The organism is Streptomyces sp. NPDC107517, from assembly GCF_055582645.1.
This window is the reverse complement of record NZ_JBVJPM010000048.1, coordinates 14631-29400: the sequence shown is the minus strand read 5'-3', so window position 1 is coordinate 29400 and position 14770 is coordinate 14631. Positions and strand designations below refer to the sequence as shown.

The 14770-nt window shown below is 70.7% G+C and carries 12 protein-coding genes and 3 pseudogenes; 5 read left to right on the top strand and 10 right to left on the bottom strand.

What is annotated here, in order from left to right; genetic code table 11:
- Positions 1-93 precede the first annotated feature (93 nt).
- The 6 genes and pseudogenes from ACZ67T_RS43250 to ACZ67T_RS43225 all read right to left on the bottom strand — a co-directional run.
- Positions 94-1131 (bottom strand): annotated as a pseudogene (locus tag ACZ67T_RS43250) (LLM class flavin-dependent oxidoreductase); the annotation flags it as partial.
- A 2-nt stretch (positions 1132-1133) separates the two neighbouring features.
- Positions 1134-2177: an ABC transporter substrate-binding protein gene (locus tag ACZ67T_RS43245; RefSeq protein ID WP_469992184.1), complete on the bottom strand. Its 1044-nt coding sequence runs from the start codon at positions 2175-2177 to the stop codon at positions 1134-1136.
- A gap of 179 nt (positions 2178-2356) precedes the next feature.
- Positions 2357-3133 carry an ABC transporter ATP-binding protein gene (locus tag ACZ67T_RS43240; protein ID WP_469992173.1) on the bottom strand — a complete coding sequence of 259 codons (777 nt, stop codon included), beginning with the start codon at positions 3131-3133 and terminating at the stop codon, positions 2357-2359.
- Positions 3106-4032, bottom strand: a complete 927-nt coding sequence (locus ACZ67T_RS43235; protein ID WP_469992171.1) for an ABC transporter permease — start codon at positions 4030-4032, stop codon at positions 3106-3108. The genes ACZ67T_RS43240 and ACZ67T_RS43235 overlap by 28 nt, the downstream gene beginning before the upstream one ends.
- A gap of 147 nt (positions 4033-4179) precedes the next feature.
- Positions 4180-4263 (bottom strand): putative leader peptide, encoded by an 84-nt coding sequence (locus ACZ67T_RS43230; RefSeq protein ID WP_349817350.1) that lies wholly within the window; start codon positions 4261-4263, stop codon positions 4180-4182.
- A gap of 178 nt (positions 4264-4441) precedes the next feature.
- Positions 4442-5527, bottom strand: coding sequence for a DUF5937 family protein (locus tag ACZ67T_RS43225; protein WP_469992169.1), 1086 nt, complete (start codon positions 5525-5527; stop codon positions 4442-4444).
- Between the two features lie 101 nt (positions 5528-5628).
- On the opposite strand from ACZ67T_RS43225, the gene ACZ67T_RS43220 reads away from it, so the two are divergent.
- Positions 5629-6873, top strand: a complete 1245-nt coding sequence (locus ACZ67T_RS43220) for an MFS transporter (RefSeq protein ID WP_469992167.1) — start codon at positions 5629-5631, stop codon at positions 6871-6873.
- Positions 6874-6891: 18 nt separating this feature from the next.
- On the opposite strand, the pseudogene ACZ67T_RS43215 reads toward ACZ67T_RS43220, so the two are convergent.
- Positions 6892-7299: pseudogene (locus ACZ67T_RS43215) on the bottom strand (site-specific integrase); the annotation flags it as partial.
- A 31-nt stretch (positions 7300-7330) separates the two neighbouring features.
- Here ACZ67T_RS43215 and ACZ67T_RS43210 point away from each other — a divergent pair.
- Positions 7331-7753 carry a YjbQ family protein gene (locus ACZ67T_RS43210; protein WP_469992166.1) on the top strand — a complete coding sequence of 141 codons (423 nt, stop codon included), beginning with the start codon at positions 7331-7333 and terminating at the stop codon, positions 7751-7753.
- Positions 7754-7763: 10 nt separating this feature from the next.
- Here ACZ67T_RS43210 and ACZ67T_RS43205 read toward each other — a convergent pair whose 3' ends face one another.
- Entirely contained in the window at positions 7764-8144 is a 381-nt protein-coding gene (locus tag ACZ67T_RS43205; protein WP_469992164.1) for a hypothetical protein, read from the bottom strand.
- 95 nt (positions 8145-8239) lie between these two features.
- Between ACZ67T_RS43205 and ACZ67T_RS43200 the strand changes: the two genes are divergently transcribed.
- Genes ACZ67T_RS43200 through ACZ67T_RS43190 form a run of 3 tightly spaced genes read left to right on the top strand, consistent with a single transcriptional unit; the run spans position 8240 to position 12202 of the window.
- The gene (locus ACZ67T_RS43200) at positions 8240-9082 is read left to right on the top strand and encodes an ABC transporter ATP-binding protein (protein ID WP_469992182.1); all 843 of its coding nucleotides are present in this window, start codon (positions 8240-8242) and stop codon (positions 9080-9082) included.
- A gap of 7 nt (positions 9083-9089) precedes the next feature.
- Positions 9090-10064, top strand: a complete 975-nt coding sequence (locus ACZ67T_RS43195) for an ABC transporter substrate-binding protein (RefSeq protein WP_469992162.1) — start codon at positions 9090-9092, stop codon at positions 10062-10064.
- A 32-nt stretch (positions 10065-10096) separates the two neighbouring features.
- Positions 10097-12202, top strand: coding sequence for an iron ABC transporter permease (locus ACZ67T_RS43190; protein WP_469992180.1), 2106 nt, complete (start codon positions 10097-10099; stop codon positions 12200-12202).
- Positions 12203-12453: 251 nt separating this feature from the next.
- On the opposite strand, the pseudogene ACZ67T_RS43185 reads toward ACZ67T_RS43190, so the two are convergent.
- Together ACZ67T_RS43185 and ACZ67T_RS43180 are read right to left on the bottom strand one after the other, a co-directional pair.
- Positions 12454-12879: pseudogene (locus tag ACZ67T_RS43185) on the bottom strand (iron-siderophore ABC transporter substrate-binding protein); the annotation flags it as partial.
- 34 nt (positions 12880-12913) lie between these two features.
- Positions 12914-14707 (bottom strand): ABC transporter ATP-binding protein, encoded by a 1794-nt coding sequence (locus tag ACZ67T_RS43180; protein WP_469992179.1) that lies wholly within the window; start codon positions 14705-14707, stop codon positions 12914-12916.
- Positions 14708-14770 lie beyond the last annotated feature (63 nt).

Below are 14770 nucleotides of genomic sequence, written 5' to 3'. Positions count from 1 at the left end.
CGCGGTGGACCAGAACGCCCAGGACCGCTCGGGGCGTTCGGCTGAGCATGGGCTCTGGCAACAGGACTCACTCCCGCTCAGTCTTTAGGAACGGTAGCCCGACAGGACGAAGTGCTCGACGCCCAGCGCGTGGTACTCCTCGATCCGGTCCGCGACGTCGGAGTGGCTGCCGACGAGCGCCGTGCCCGCGCCGCCCCGCACCAGACCGACGCCCGCCCACAGGTTCGGGGAGATCTCCAGGTCGTCGCGCGAACCCCCGTGGAGCGCCAGCATCCGCTGCTGCCCGACCGACTCGCTGCGGCCGAGTGCCTCCTGGGCGGCTGCCACGGTCTCCGGCGACAGGTCGTCGAGCAGCCGGTTCGCCGTGGCCCACGCCTCCGCCGACGAGTCGCGCGAGATGGTGTGCAGCCGGATCCCGAAGCGGACCGTGCGCCCCTCCTTCTCGGCGAGCCCTCGGATCCAGTCGATCTTCTGCTTCACCTGCTCGGGCGGCTCGCCCCAGGTCAGATAGACATCGGTGTGCCGCGCGGCGACCGGACCCGCCGCGGCCGACGAACCGCCGAAGAAGATCTCCGGCACCGGGTCCGGCGGCAGCGCGGTGAGACCGCCCTCCACCTGGTAGTGCTCACCGTCGAAGTCGAACGGCTGCCCGCTCCACACATCCCGTACGACCGACAGGAACTCGTCGGTCCGTGCATAGCGCCGGTCGTGGTCCAGGTGGTCGCCGAAGCGCCGCTGCTCGGTCGAGTCACCACCCGTCACCACGTTCAGGAGCAGCCGCCCGCGCGTGATCCGCTGATACGTGGCTGCCATCTGGGCGGCGAGCACCGGCGAGATCACGCCGGGCCGGAACGCCACGAGGAACTTGAGCCGCTCGGTGTGCTGGGCGAGGGCCACCGTCGTCAGCCAGGCGTCCTCGCACCACGTGCCCGTCGGCGTCAGAACCGCCTCGAACCCCAACTGCTCGGCTGCCTTGGCTATTTGGGTCAGATAGTCGATGTCGGGCGCGCGCACGCCGCTGACCGGAGCGATCCGCGAGCGCTTCACGCCTCCGTCGGTGTAGGCGTGCCGGTCCACGAGCGTGCGGCCGTCGCCGCCCGTCGGCAGGAACCAGTGAAGGTGGACGCTCATCGTCAGGACTCCTTGCCGAAGGTGCGGGGTGCGGTCGTCGACGCCGGCAGACCACCGTTGAACCGGGTGTCCACGAACGACGCGAAGTCGACCTTGCGGGGGATCAGCTTCAGCCTCGCGAAGGTGTCGGCGATCTGCTGTTCCGAGGCGATGGCGGGCTTGTCCACGGCGACGGTGACCCGGGTGCCGTTGGTGCGCTTCACCGCGTCCAGAGCGACGTCGTAGGGCAGCCCGGTGTCCTTCGCCCAGACCTTCGCCCAGGCCTCGGGATGCTTGAAGACCCAGTCCTGAGCGCGCTTGAGCCGCTTGAGGTAGTCGCCGATCGCGGCGGCCTTCTTGCTGTGCTTGAGCGAGGACGGCGCCGCGACCTGGAAGGCGAGCCCATTGGTGAGTCCGTCCCCGTCGGTGAGCACACGCCCCTGCTTCCCCCGCAGAACCTGGGAGGTGTACGGGTCCCAGACGGCCCAGGCGTCCACCTTGCCCCCGGTGAACGCGGCCAGCGCGTCAGCCGGCTGGAGGTACTTGACCTGCACGTCCTTCAGCGACAGACCGACCTTCTGCAGGGACGCGACCAACTGGTAGTGCGCCGACGAACCCTGCGCCACGGCGATGGACCTGCCTTTGAGTTCCGCGGGCTTCTTCAGCGTCGAATCGTTCGGTACGAGGATCGTGTCGCCCTTCGCGGTCCCGTGGCTGGCCGCCACGATGGAGATCTTCGAGTTGGCGCCGGCGGCAAAGACGGGTGGGGTGTTGCCGACCCCTCCGATGTCGACCGCCTTGGCGTTGACGGCTTCAAGGAGCGGTGGCCCGGACGTGAAGGTCGACCAGCGGATCTTGTAGTCGAGGTCGTCGAGCTCGCCGGCGGCCCGCAGGACGGCTTCGGAACCGCCCTTCTGGTCACCGACGTTGAGCGTGAGGCTCCCCTTGCCGTCGGTCCCGCCGCTGCCCGAGCCGCCCGTGGACGTATCGGCGGCGGAGGTGCCGGAGCAGGCGGCGAGCAGCAGGGCCAGGGGGAGCAGCAGAGCGGGGGCGAGGCGTCGTTGCATGGGGAGTCCGTTCAATGGGTTCATGGCAGGTCGGTCCTGGTGGGTCGGTCCTGGCGATGCGGGCATGGCTGCTCGGTCTCGGCCGATGGACTTCGGCGGCCCGTCGGTGCAGGCCGGAATGGCCGTAGGGCGGGTGTGCCGGTACGGGCGGTGTGTGTCGAAGCCGGACTGACTATGAGTCAGGCGGTGGCTGAGCGGGAGTTGTCCGGGGTCTCCACCCCCAGGCGCTGGAGCAGCTCGGCGCGCAGTTCGCCGAAGCGTGGGTCGGAGATCCCGCGCGGACGCTCCAGATCGATCTCGGTCTCGTACGCGATGACGCCTTCATCCATCACGAGCACACGGTCGGCGAGCAGGACGGCCTCCTCGACGTCGTGCGTGACCAGGAGGACGGCGCAGCCGCGCCGCTGCCACAGCTCGTCGACGAGGCGCTGCGCCTTGATGCGGGTGAGCGCGTCGAGGGCGCCGAACGGCTCGTCGAGCAGCAGCAGATCGGGCTCGCGCACCAGAGCGCGGGCCAGCGACGCGCGCTGGGCCTCGCCGCCGGAGAGCGTCTTGGGCCAGGCGTTCGTACGATGTCCGAGCCCGACCTCCTCCAACGCCTGCTCGGCGACATCCCGTTGGGGCTTGCCCGGCAGCCCGAGCAGCACATTGCGCCACACCCGCTTCCAGGGCATGAGGCGCGGAGCCTGGAACGCGACGGCCTTGCGGCGCGGCACGAGCACGGTGCCCTCGATGTCGCGGTCGAGCCCGGCGAGGATGCGCAGCAGGGTCGACTTGCCGCAGCCGCTGCGGCCGAGCAGCGCCACGAACTCGCCGGGCTTCACGTCGAGATCGAGGCGGTCGATGACGGAGCGCCCGTCGAAGGAGCGGGTGAGCCCTTCCACGCGTACAGCCGAACCGGACGATGTAGAGGGGGACTTGGTGGTGGTCACCGGCCGGTGAACGTCGGTCGCCATTTCAGCAGCAGCCTTTCGAGGGTACGGACGACGAAGTCGGCGAGCAGGCCCAGGACTGCGTAGACGATCAGGCAGACGACGATGACGTCGGTCCGCAGGAAGTCACGGGCCTGCACCATCAGGAAGCCGATGCCGGCATCGGCGTTGATCTGCTCGGCGAAGACGAGGGCGAGCCATGCGATGCCCAGTGAGTACCGCAGCCCCGTCATGGCGCCGGGCAGCGCGCCCGGCAGGACCACATGGCGTACGAGGCCCCAGCGGGAGAGCCCCAGCGACTCCCCGGCCTCGATCAACTGTGCGTCCACGCCGCGGATTCCGGCGTACACGTTCAGATACAGCGGGAACGAGACGCCCAGCGTGATGATCGCGATCTTCGGTGCTTCGCCGATCCCGAACCAGATGATGAACAGCGGGATCAGCCCGACGAACGGCACGGTCCGCAGCATCTGCACGCTCGCGTCGACGAGATCCTCGCCGACCCGGAACAGGCCCGAGACGAGGGCGAGCCCGGTGCCGACGACGACACCGAACAGCAGGCCGAACGCCACGCGTTGGAGAGAGACGCCCATGGCGTTCGGCAGCGATCCGTCGGAGACGAGATCGCCGCCGACGCGGGCGATGGTGCCGGGCGAGGCGAGGACATCGGGGGTCAACACACCTGTACCGCTGAGGAGTTGCCACAGGATGAGCAGCAGGACGGGACCGGAGGTGCGGCGCAGCCAGCGCGGGACCCGAGTGCGGCGGGTGGAGGACGGAACGAGAGGGACGAGCTCGGGACGGCCGCCGGAATCGGCAGGGGAGTGGGCATGGGACGGGGTATCGGAATCGGCGGGGACGGCCTTTGGGGCAGGCGACTTGGTGACGGCGTCCGGGTCCGGCGGGGCATGGCTGATGCTCATGGGTACTCCACGCAGAGGGCAGGGGAGGACAGCGGTGAAGGTGAAAGGGGTACGCGTATGCGTCAGCGCCCCCGCGTGAGGTCACGCGGGGTCGGGGCAGGGGCGTACAGGACTACGTGACGTAGCCGGAGATGCGGGGGAAGGGCGTCAGCAGCCGCGGCGACACGCGGCGGAGGCCACCCGCAGCAGGTCGATGTGACCGCGCGTGGTGAGCAGAGCTGAACGCAACATGCCGCTGAAAGTAGCCATCTTGTCGACGCACGGTCAATGCCGTCTCGATGGATGGACGGGGATTGAGGAACATCCATGCCGGATCGTGCGCCAAGCTCTTGCGGGCCTCGATCGACGTGCCGAGTCGGATGATGCTGCGAAGGCGGTGGTCGCCCGCGTTCTGACAGATGGAAGCCGCTCAGCGCAGTACGGCCGCCAGCAGGTCGGCGCCCAACGCCGTCAGATCGGACGGATTGAGGGTGTACCGGACGTAACGGCCCTGCCGTCGAGCCGTGAGCAGGCCCGCGCGGCGCAGGACGGCGAGGTGGCGGGACACCTCCGGGGGCGAGAGTTCCCAGAAGTTGGCCAGCTCACCGGTGGTGTGCGGGCCGCGGGCCAGGGTGCGCAGCAGCCGCAGCCGCACCGGATGCGCGAGCGCCTCCAGCCGGAGGGTGACCGTTTCCAGAGAGACCGGCTCCGCCGGACGCGGCTCGGCGACGGGGTACTGCACCACCGGATGCCACCCGGGCGCGTGGACCGCCACCAGGTGCGGGCGGCCGAAGACGCTGGGGATGAAGGTGACCCCGGCGCCACGGGCGGCGGTCGCCTTGTCCTGCACCTTGTCGACGACGATGCAGTCGCCGTCCGGTGCCAGGGTGACCGCGCCGGAGACCGAGGCGAGTGCCGCGCCGATGCCGTGGCGCCTGAGCAGTTCGTTCTTCAGGCGCAGATCGGTGGCGAGCTGCACCGCGATGTCCGCCCAGGCGCCGTCGAAGAATGCCTCGGCGCATTCTTCGAGGGTGTGGCGCACCCGCGCCCGCACCGCGGCCGGGTCCGCGAGCAGCCGTTCCGCGAAGGCCTCCTGCAGCGCGCCGCGGGCCTGGGCCACGTCGAGGGCCCTCTCGCGCGCTGTCGTGTCGGTGAGCGGCGACGCCCCGCGGAAATGGACCCGGTTGCTGCCGCACGTGGTGACGAGCGCGGCGGTCACATACGTCTCGTCGTCGATCCGGTCCACGTCGTCCAGCTCCTCGGCGAGGGTCGGCCGGGGCCGTGCGGGGATCAGGAAGTCGGCCTGTGAGGAACGCCAGAGGAACTCCGCCTCCCTGAGCCGCTCGGCCGCCTCCGGCCGCAGCCCGCCCCAGACGTCCGCGGCCCAGCCGGCGAACTGCGGATGGTGACCGGGTTCGGCCAGCACGTGCAGCATCGCGGTCAGTTCGGCCAACGGGGAGGCGGCGAACCGCACTTGCTCGGACGGCAGGCCGCTGATGTCGATCCTCAGCGTCATCCCCTCATCATCGCCGCCCGGACAACCGGCGACGCCGTCGATTGACGATGTGCGTCAACCGACGTGCCCTGCCCCAGCGGCCGAACGCACCGTCTGACGCCATGGCAACCATCACCGGAATCCAGCCCCGCGCCCTCGTTCGCGCCTCCGGAGGCCCCCGCTATGCCGTCGCCCTGGCCGTGGACGCGCTGGGCACCGGCCTGCTGCGCCCCTTTCTGCTGCTCTACGGCGTGAGGGTACTGAGGCTGTCCCCGCCGGTCACCGGCACCGCCATGACGGTCGGCATCGTCGCGGGTCTGGTGTGCATGCCCGCGGTGGGCCGATGGCTGGACCGCGGCGCACGCAGCACCGTCGTGGCGGCGTCGATGCTCGTGCGGGTGCTGGGCGTGGCGCTGCTGCTGGCCGCCCCGGCCGGGCACGTCTGGCTCTTCGCGACCGCGGCACTCTTCCTCGGCATCGGCAACCAGGCATGGCCTGCCGCCCACGCCGCGCTCGTGGCCACGGTCGCCCACGGCCGGGAACGCGACACCGCCCTCGCAGGGGCCCGCTCCCTGCGCAACGCCGCACTGGGCGTCGGAGCACTCCTCGCCGCCGTATGCCTGGCGGGCGGCACCGACGTACTGCGGGCGCTGGCAGCTGTCACCGCGCTCGCCTACCTTGCCGCAGCGGCCTTGGCGTGGTCGGTCCACGTGCACGCACATCCGGCGGAGGCCGCCCCGGCCGAGGACCGGAACGACGAGCCCGCACCTCGGATGCTCGCGCTGCTTGCCGCCAACGTGGTCTACGTCTTCTGCCTCAACGTCCCCGAGATCGCGGTCCCTATGGTCCTGGTGACGCAGTTCGACGCGTCATCGGTGTGGTCGGCAGGCGTCTTCGTGGCCAACACGGCGATGGTCGTCACCCTGCAGGTGCCGGTCACCGTCCTCATGTCCCGCTTCCCCCGGCGCACCGTGCTGGCCCTCTCCGGCGTGGTGCTGACCGTGTCCTACCTCGGCTTCCTCGCGGCCACCTCACTGGGACCCGGCTGGGGTACCCCGGCCGTCGCCGCGGTGTCGGTGGTCTGCACGATCGGCGAGATCATCTACGCCGGCAGCGCCACCGCGCTCGTCACCGCACTCGCCCCGGCCCATGTCCTGGGACGCGCCCTCGCTCGCTTCCAGCTCTCCACGGGCTTCGGGCTCGCCGTCTCCCCGGCGGTCATCACCACGCTCGCACCCCACGGCCCGGCCGCCCTCTGGGGCAGCCTCTCCGCGGCGACGCTCCTCTCCGCCTCCGCCGTCGCCACCGAGAAGGATCAAGGAACGCGGCTGAGCGGCTGCGGCCCCCGGGGGCGAGCAGGCTCGTGAGCTCGGCGGGCGCCTCCGGCGACGGTGTGAAGCCGAGAGCCGGGCCGGCCGTGTGTCCGGGCATGTGTCGCGCGGGCTGACGACCGTGCCGGGCCCGGGGCGGCGATGAGTGACGAACACCGGGCCGCAGTGCGGCCCTTGAGCAGCCGCGGCAGCATCCGGGCAGTACCAGCACCCCGTACACGGTCTCCAGCACGTAGTCCCCACGCACCTGAGCACGGCGACGGCTCTTGGTGCGGGCGCCCTTGCCCTTGACCAGACAGCGACAGCGGGCGGAGCCCAGGTCCCCGATGGTGACGCCCAGGATCTCCGCCGCGCGGGCTACGGCCTCGTGGAGCATGCACCACAGGGTCGCTCGCGCAGGTGCACCTCCCGGCGGGCGACGAGCCGGTCGATCGCCGTTTTCGAATGTGCCGGGATCTGCGTTCATGACGCCGGGTGAGTGAGGATGGGACGCATGTCCGACGCCTTCAGCACGCGCATCCTGAACGTGTCCACCGGCTCCGCGGAGCGGGTCGTCGATCTGACCCACGACTGCGAGACCTTCCTGAGCGAGGTCGCCGCGGGCCGCGACGGCCTGCTCAACATCTTCGTGCCCCACGCGACGGCGGGTGTCGCCGTCATCGAGACGGGCGTGGGCAGCGACGACGACCTCCTCGCCGCCCTCCACGCCCTGCTCCCCGCCGACGACCGCTGGCAACACCGCCACGGCTCCCCGGGCCACGGACGCGACCACGTCCTCCCGGCCCTGGTCCCACCCCACGCCACCCTCCCGGTGATCGCCGGCACCCTGGAACTGGGTACGTGGCAGTCGGTATGTCTGGTGGACACCAATAAAGACAATGTCAACCGTCATGTTCGACTGAGCTTCCTGGGCTGACCAAGATCGTTCAGCTGGGTCGTGCTGCCGATTCTCCGTACCATGCGCGCTCGAACGGAGAGAAGAAATGCGCGGTACGGACCGTGAGCCCTCCGATGGTCCGCGGGTCGGCGTCATCGTGGATGGCGAGCAGCCGCAGCAGCAGGGCGGTGCTGAGCATCCGCTTGGGGCCGCCGCGCTCATACACCAGCTCGCAGCGCACGGGTGACCCGATGTTGCCGTCAAGCGCCACGTCGCTGAGCGGTACCAAGGTTGCGCGTCCGTCGGCAATCACCGCCTTGTTGCACATTCTGGCCCACTCGGGTAGGTCGCGTCGGGTTCCCGGCGGGGGAGCCTGGCTGTGAACGAACGAGGATTCTGGCCAGAGTTTGAATGTCAGGCCGGTTTTCATTGATAGTTAGGTTAGGCTAACCTTCGTTCGTGATCGTGACTGCGCTCGACCGAGAAGACATACCGCCGCGTCGTTCCGCCGTGGCCTACCCGGGTATTTCCGCCAGGGGTACTGAAGCCGCGACCGGGCTCGTCGCTGCGGGAGTCACAGTCGCCTACGACGGCGTCGACGTCGTTCACGAGGCCGAACTTCACCTTCCGAGAGGTCAGGTCACGGCGCTGATCGGCCCCAACGGCAGCGGGAAGTCGACCCTGTTGCGCGCCGTCGCCCGCCTGCACCGAGCACGCACCGGCAGTGTGACCCTGCGCAACGAGAGCGGCGCCCAGGTCGACGCCCTCACTCTTTCGCGCACCGACTTCGCGCGGCGCATCACGCTGCTCGCTCAGAGCCGCGTGACTCCGTCCGGTCTCAGCGTCCGCGAGGTGGTGGGCTTCGGACGCCATCCCTACCGCAGCCGGCTGCGGGGGAGTGATCCCGACGGCGCGCGGCTGGTGGAGCACGCCCTGGCAGTCACGAACGTGACCGAGCTCGCGGACCGGGGCGTCGAGAGCCTCTCCGGGGGCCAGTTGCAGCGTGTCTGGTTCGCCTGCTGTCTGGCGCAGGACACCGAAGTGCTGCTGCTGGACGAACCGACGACCTATCTCGACCTGCGCTACCAGGTGGAGATCCTGGACCTCGTCCGGGATCTTGCCGACACGCACGGCGTGACCATCGGCGTCGTCCTGCACGACCTCGACCAAGCCGCCGCGGTGGCGGACCGGGTCGTCCTGCTCTCCGCTGGACGCGTCGTCTGCGCCGGCACCCCTGCCCAGGTGTACGACACCGAGCGACTCACCCACACCTATGGCATCCGTATCGAGGTCGAAACCGACCTCTCCACGGGAACCCCCCGCACCCGTGCGGTGGGAAGACACCACCTTCGCCTCGAAAGGCCCTGAGAATCTCATGACGACCAAGCACTGGGCATGGCCCGCGATCGCACTGACCGCAGCGGTCTGCCTCGTCGGCTGCGGTACGACGGAGGCGCCCAAGAAGGAGGCCGCCTCGGGTGCCACGCTGACGGTCACCGACGCCCGCGGCGAGAAGGTGAAGCTCGACGGCCCCGCCGAGCGCGTCGTCGGCACGGAATGGAACGTTGTCGAATCACTCATCACGCTGGGCGTCGATCCCGTCGGCGTCGCCGACGTGAAGGGCTACAAGGCGTACGACACTGCGGCCCCGTTGCCCGCCGGCGTCAAGGACATAGGGACCCGCGGCGAACCCAGCATCGACACGGTCGCCGCGCTGAAGCCCGACCTGATCGTCGCGACGACCGACCTGTCGGACGCCGCCGTCAAGCAGCTCTCCGAGGTGGCCCCCCTGATCGTCGTACGGTCGGCGGACGCCGCCCGTCAGATCGATCAGATGACCGACAACGTCAAGCTCGTCGCCGAGGCCACCGGAACCGAGGACGAGGCCGAGGCGCAGATCGCCGCCTTCCGCCGGAAGCTCGCCGAGGGCAGGAAGGAACTTGCCGCCGCTGGCCTCGACGGTGAGAAGGTCGCCTTCGCCGATGGCTGGAAGGAAGGGAGCCAGGTCTCGGTGCGCCCCTTCGTGAAGGGCTCACTCCTGACCGACATCAACACCGAACTCGGTCTGGTCAGCCCGTGGAACATGAAGGGCGACAAGGCGTACGGCCTGGCCGCGACGGATGTCGAGGGTCTCACGAAGATCGGAGACTCCCGATTCGTCTACATCGCCAACGACTCCGACGGCGGGGACCCGTTCGCCGACGGACTCAAGGACAACGCCGTGTGGAAGTCGCTTCCCTTCGTGAAGAAGGGCGAGGCCCATCGACTCCCCGACGGCATCTGGATGTTCGGCGGCACGGCGTCCACGACGCAGTACGTCGACGCGCTCGTGGACGCACTGACCAAGTGAACGTGAGTACCCGTGCGGCCAAGGCCGACCTCGTGTCGCCGACCGGTCCGACGGAGACACCCCTCTCCGTCAGGGCCGGTCGGCCTGCGGCCCGACCCATCCCCTTGCCTCTTGTTTCGGTCGCCGCGCTCCTCCTTCTGCTCGTCTTCATGGCCGTCCACATTAGCCAGGGCACGGCGACCGTCGGAGTGCACACCCTCTGGCGCGCCTTCACCGCTCTCTGGCCGGGCAGCGACGACGGACCGACGCAGGCCGACGCGGTGCTGGTCGCGTCCCGGCTGCCGCGACTCGCCGCGGGCCTCGCCGTCGGCTGCGCACTGGGCGCGGCCGGTGCCGCACTGCAGTCGGTGTCCCGCAATGTGCTGGCGTCACCCGACACACTCGCCGTGGACGCGGGCGCCTATCTCGCGGTCGTCACCGTCGCCGCGTTCGGCATCACGCTGCCTCCACTGATGGCGGGCAGTACGGCCCTGATCGGCGGACTCCTCGCCGCCACCGTCGTGTTGGGACTCGGCCGCGCCGGCGCCGGCCCCACCAGACTCGTGCTGGCCGGCTCTGCGCTCACCCTCGGACTCAACGGCCTGACCCAGATGCTCCTGCTGCTGCGCGCCCAGCAGACCACCGGCCTCTACGCCTGGGGCAACGGCTCCCTGGCGCAGATCGGCATGCAGACGATCGACAGGCTCGCTCCCGTAGCCCTCCTAGCGCTGGCAGGGCTTGTCGTACTCGGCAGGCGGCTCGACATCCTCGCCCTCGGCGACGACGGCGCCGCAGTGGTCGGTGTCAGCCCACGTCTCACGCGGGTGCTGGCCGTCGTCCTGGCCGTGGCCCTCTCGGCGGTCTCCGTCACCATCGCCGGTCCGATCGGCTTCGTCGGGCTGTGCGCTCCGGCCGTCGTGCGACTGGCCGGTGCCCGGATACCCGGGCTGTTGCGCCATCGTGCATTCGTGCCCGCGTCGGCGGTCGCGGGTGTCCTCGTCGTGCTCGGCGCGGACGTACTGCTGCGTGCCCTGTTCGGGGCCCAGGCGGGCGCCGCCGTACCGACCGGCATCGTGACGAGCTTCTTCGGCGCGGTCGTCCTCGTCGCCCTCGCCTACCGGTCCTACGATGCGGGTGACGCGGGCCCTGCGGTGGCGTTCGCCCGGCTCCGGAGCCGCCGCGCGTTCGCTGTCACGCTCGTGGTGCTCAGCACGGCCCTCGCCGCCGTCGTCGTGGCGTCGACCCTCCTCGGCGACGCCCCGCTGCTGCTCGGCGATGTCGGGAACTGGCTCACCGGGCGGTCGGGGCGATTCGTCTCCTTCGTCCTCGACAGCCGCATGCCCCGTATCGCTGCCGCCGTGCTCGCTGGTGCCGCCCTGGCGACCGCGGGAACGGTCGTCCAGGCTGTATCGCGCAATCCGCTTGCCGAACCGGGGATCCTCGGAGTCGTGGGAGGGGCGGGAGTTGGCGCTGTCATCACGCTGACGGTCGTCCCGCTCGCCGGCTTCTGGGCGGTCGGCGGATCGGCGCTCGCCGGAGCAACTGCCGCGGCCGCACTGGTCTTCGGGCTGGCCGCCCGGCGCGGACTGGAGCAGAACCGGCTCGTCCTGATCGGCATCGGAGTCTCAGCGGGCGCCGCGGCGCTGGTCAGCCTCCTCATCGTGCTGACCGATCCGTTCAACGGAACGAAGGCGCTTGTCTGGCTCTCCGGCTCCACCTACGGGCGTACGTTCCCCGAGACGCTGCCGGTGCTCGGCGCGCTGGCACTGGCGCTGCCGGTACTCGCCGCGAAGCGCCGCGAGCTCGACCTGATCGGCCTCGACGCCGACACACCACGACTGCTCGGGATCCGGCTCGGCGCGGCACGCCTGGGACTGCTGGCCATCGCCGTCGTGCTCACGGCAGCCGCCGTGGCGGCGGTCGGCGTCATCGGCTTCGTCGGACTCGTGGCCCCGCACGCGGCACGGGCGTTGGTGGGCCAGCGCCACGGCCGAGTGCTGCCCGTGGCCGCGCTGCTGGGATCCCTGCTGGTGGTCGTCGCCGACACGGTCGGTCGCACGGTCATCGCGCCCGCTCAGATCCCGGTGGGTGTCGTCACGGCCGTGATCGGCGCCCCTTACTTCGCCTGGCTGCTGTGGAGGTCGAAGGCGGAGCGGTAGAAGCGCGCTGTACGGGCTTCTGCCCCGTGGACCACGTCGGTGGTGAGGCCGGGGCGCTGTGCGCGCTGGCCGGCAGCGGAGCGGTGAGGTGCCCGACGTCATGGACGGCGCGTTCGGCGTACGCGTACGAGCGGTGCCCCCGTCGAGGTCGGGCAGATCCGGAGCGTGAATCCGGATCTGCCCGACCTCGTGGCGCTGACGCCGTGAGCGAAGGGAGTTTTGATCGGGTCTCAAGAGGTCAGTCGGCCGGGCAGGTTCCCTGCCTTCTCGCCCTGGGGCCCGGTGCCGTTCTCGTGCGGGACGGTGGGCACTGGCTCGTCGCCGAGTGCCTCCTCGGCCCAGGGGCCCATCGCGCCCTTGAAGCGGCCCAGCCACTCGGTCGTGCCGACCAGGATCTTGCCGAGCGCGAGGACGGCGTCCTGGTCGGAGAGACCGACCGTGTCGATGCGCTGCGACTCGGACTTGCCGGTGGTGCTGCCGTACTTGTGCGTGAGGGTGACTGGGAAGGCACCCTTCCACGCGGAACTGCTCGACCCAAGGATGCTCTTGCTGCAGCTCTCGCCCGAGCCGCAGGCCGCGGCTCCGAACAGCAGCAGGGCGGACGCGGCCACGGCGGGCGGCCGGGTGCGCTGGAACGAGCGGAACGTGGCGGCGCCCTTCGGCGCGGTGTGAGGAATACGGTCGGTGCGCTGTGTGTGGGGTGTTGTGAGGTCAGGCGACGTGCCTGCTGCGGCTGCCGGACCAGGCCTGCCAGAGCGTCGCGTACGGGCCCTGTGCCACGCGGAGTTCGTCGTGGGTGCCGCTTTCGACGATGCGGCCGGACTCCAGGACCACGACCCGGTCGGCGGCGACGGCCTGAGTGAGCCGATGGGCGACGACCAGGGCGGTACGGCCGGCCAGGGCCGCTTCGGCGGAGCGTTCCAGATCCCGGGCGCCCGCGCTGCCCGCCTCGGCGGTCGCCTCGTCGAGCACGGCGACCTCGGGATCGGCCAGCACGAGGCGGGCCAGGGCGAGTTGCTGGGCACGAGCGGGGGCAAGCCGGTGACCACCTTCGCCGACCACGGTCGCGAGGCCGTCGGGCAGAGCCTCGGCCCATTCCAGCGCGTGCACGGTGGCCAGCGCGATGCGCAGTTCGGCGTCGTCGGCACCGGGGCAGGCGAGGCGCAGGTCGTCGGCGAGCGTGCCGGTGAACACGTGGACTTCCTGGGTGACCAGGGCGACGGACGCGGTGCCCGTCCGTCCCGCGGTCACACTGCCCTCGGTGGGCTGCTGGACGCCCGCGACGAGGCGGGCGAGCGTGGATTTCCCGGCGCCGCTGGTGCCGACCAGAGCAACGTGCTCGCCGGTCCGCAGGGTGAGGGAGACCTGGTGCAGGACAGGGCGGCCGGCTCCGTAGGCGTGGCTGACAGCGTCCACGGTGACTGCCGCGGAGCCGCGGACAGCCGCGGGTGACGCCCCGGCGTCGGTGGTCACGGTCCTCGGGTGCGGAAGGCGGACGGGATCCTCGTCCGTCGTGCCGGTCTCCCGCAGGTCGGTCACTCCGACCAGGCGCGCGAGACCGGCCCCCGCCGACTGCACGTCGTCCAGGAGCACCAGTGCCGCGTTGACCGGCCCGAAGAGGCTGTGGAAGTACAGGGCGGCGGCCGTCGCTGTTCCCACCGAGACGGTCCCGTCACCGACCAGGACGAATCCGGCCACGAGTACGGCGGCCAGACCGATGTACTCGGCGATGTGCAGCCGCTGGTAGAAGCCAAGCACCAACTTGACGCTGCGCATGGTCAGTTCGACGGCGCTCCGTGAACGCCCGGCGCTGCGCTCGGTGTGCTCCCGCTCCAGCCGATGCCCGCGGACGGTCACCGCCCCGCCGATGGTCTCCAGGAGCTGTTGCTGCTGGGCCCCGTTGGCGATGCGCTGCTCGGCGTAGAGGGTGACGGCCCGCCGCACGTACCAGCGCGCAGTGAGCACCTGTACGGGAACGGCGATGAGAGCGGCCAGCAGGAACCGCAGGTCCAGCAAGGCCATCGCGCCGAGGGTGAGGACGATGGCGAGTGCGGAGCGGGCCATCTCGGGCAGGGCCGAGCGGACGGCTTCGGCGACCCGGGCCACGTCACCGGTGACGCGGGCGGTCAGGTCTCCGGCCCCGGCGCGCTCCAGACGGTCGGCGGGCAACTGGAGTACGTGTTCCACGAATTGCTCGCGCAGGCGGGCGAGCACGGTCTCGCCGAGGCGGGCGACCTGGGTCAGCCCGATGGTCGTGGTGAACCCCTGCGCCACGGCCACCAAGACCAGGAGGACGACCGGCAGCGTGAGGTCGGCGGTGGGGCGGCGGTCGGCGACGATGTCGACGACGTGGCCCAACAGCGGCTGGACAAGGAGCCCGATCGCGGTGGCCGCGACCAGGACGCCGAGCCCGAAAACGGCCCGGCCCCGGTCCGGGCTGACAAGGGCGCGCAGTGCGGCCCACGTGCGGCCGGCCGTGGCGACGGGCAGCAGTTCCCCGCCCATGCTCTCCGCAGCGGCAGGAATGATCACGCCGGCCACGGTCGCGGTGTCGGGGAGGTCCGGTAT

What these genes read in the sequence shown, in the direction of transcription:
- ACZ67T_RS43210 (WP_469992166.1), top strand. Translation starts at nt 7,331, where the DNA reads ATGTCCGACGCCTTCAGCACGCGCATCCTGAACGTGTCCACCGGCTCC.
- ACZ67T_RS43225 (WP_469992169.1), bottom strand. Translation starts at nt 5,527, where the DNA reads ATGACGCTGAGGATCGACATCAGCGGCCTGCCGTCCGAGCAAGTGCGG.
- ACZ67T_RS43230 (WP_349817350.1), bottom strand. Translation starts at nt 4,263, where the DNA reads ATGTTGCGTTCAGCTCTGCTCACCACGCGCGGTCACATCGACCTGCTG.
- ACZ67T_RS43240 (WP_469992173.1), bottom strand. Translation starts at nt 3,133, where the DNA reads ATGGCGACCGACGTTCACCGGCCGGTGACCACCACCAAGTCCCCCTCT.
- ACZ67T_RS43235 (WP_469992171.1), bottom strand. Translation starts at nt 4,032, where the DNA reads ATGAGCATCAGCCATGCCCCGCCGGACCCGGACGCCGTCACCAAGTCG.
- ACZ67T_RS43245 (WP_469992184.1), bottom strand. Translation starts at nt 2,177, where the DNA reads ATGCAACGACGCCTCGCCCCCGCTCTGCTGCTCCCCCTGGCCCTGCTG.
- ACZ67T_RS43195 (WP_469992162.1), top strand. Translation starts at nt 9,090, where the DNA reads ATGACGACCAAGCACTGGGCATGGCCCGCGATCGCACTGACCGCAGCG.
- ACZ67T_RS43220 (WP_469992167.1), top strand. Translation starts at nt 5,629, where the DNA reads ATGGCAACCATCACCGGAATCCAGCCCCGCGCCCTCGTTCGCGCCTCC.
- ACZ67T_RS43205 (WP_469992164.1), bottom strand. Translation starts at nt 8,144, where the DNA reads ATGAAAACCGGCCTGACATTCAAACTCTGGCCAGAATCCTCGTTCGTT.
- ACZ67T_RS43180 (WP_469992179.1), bottom strand. Translation starts at nt 14,707, where the DNA reads ATGGGCGGGGAACTGCTGCCCGTCGCCACGGCCGGCCGCACGTGGGCC.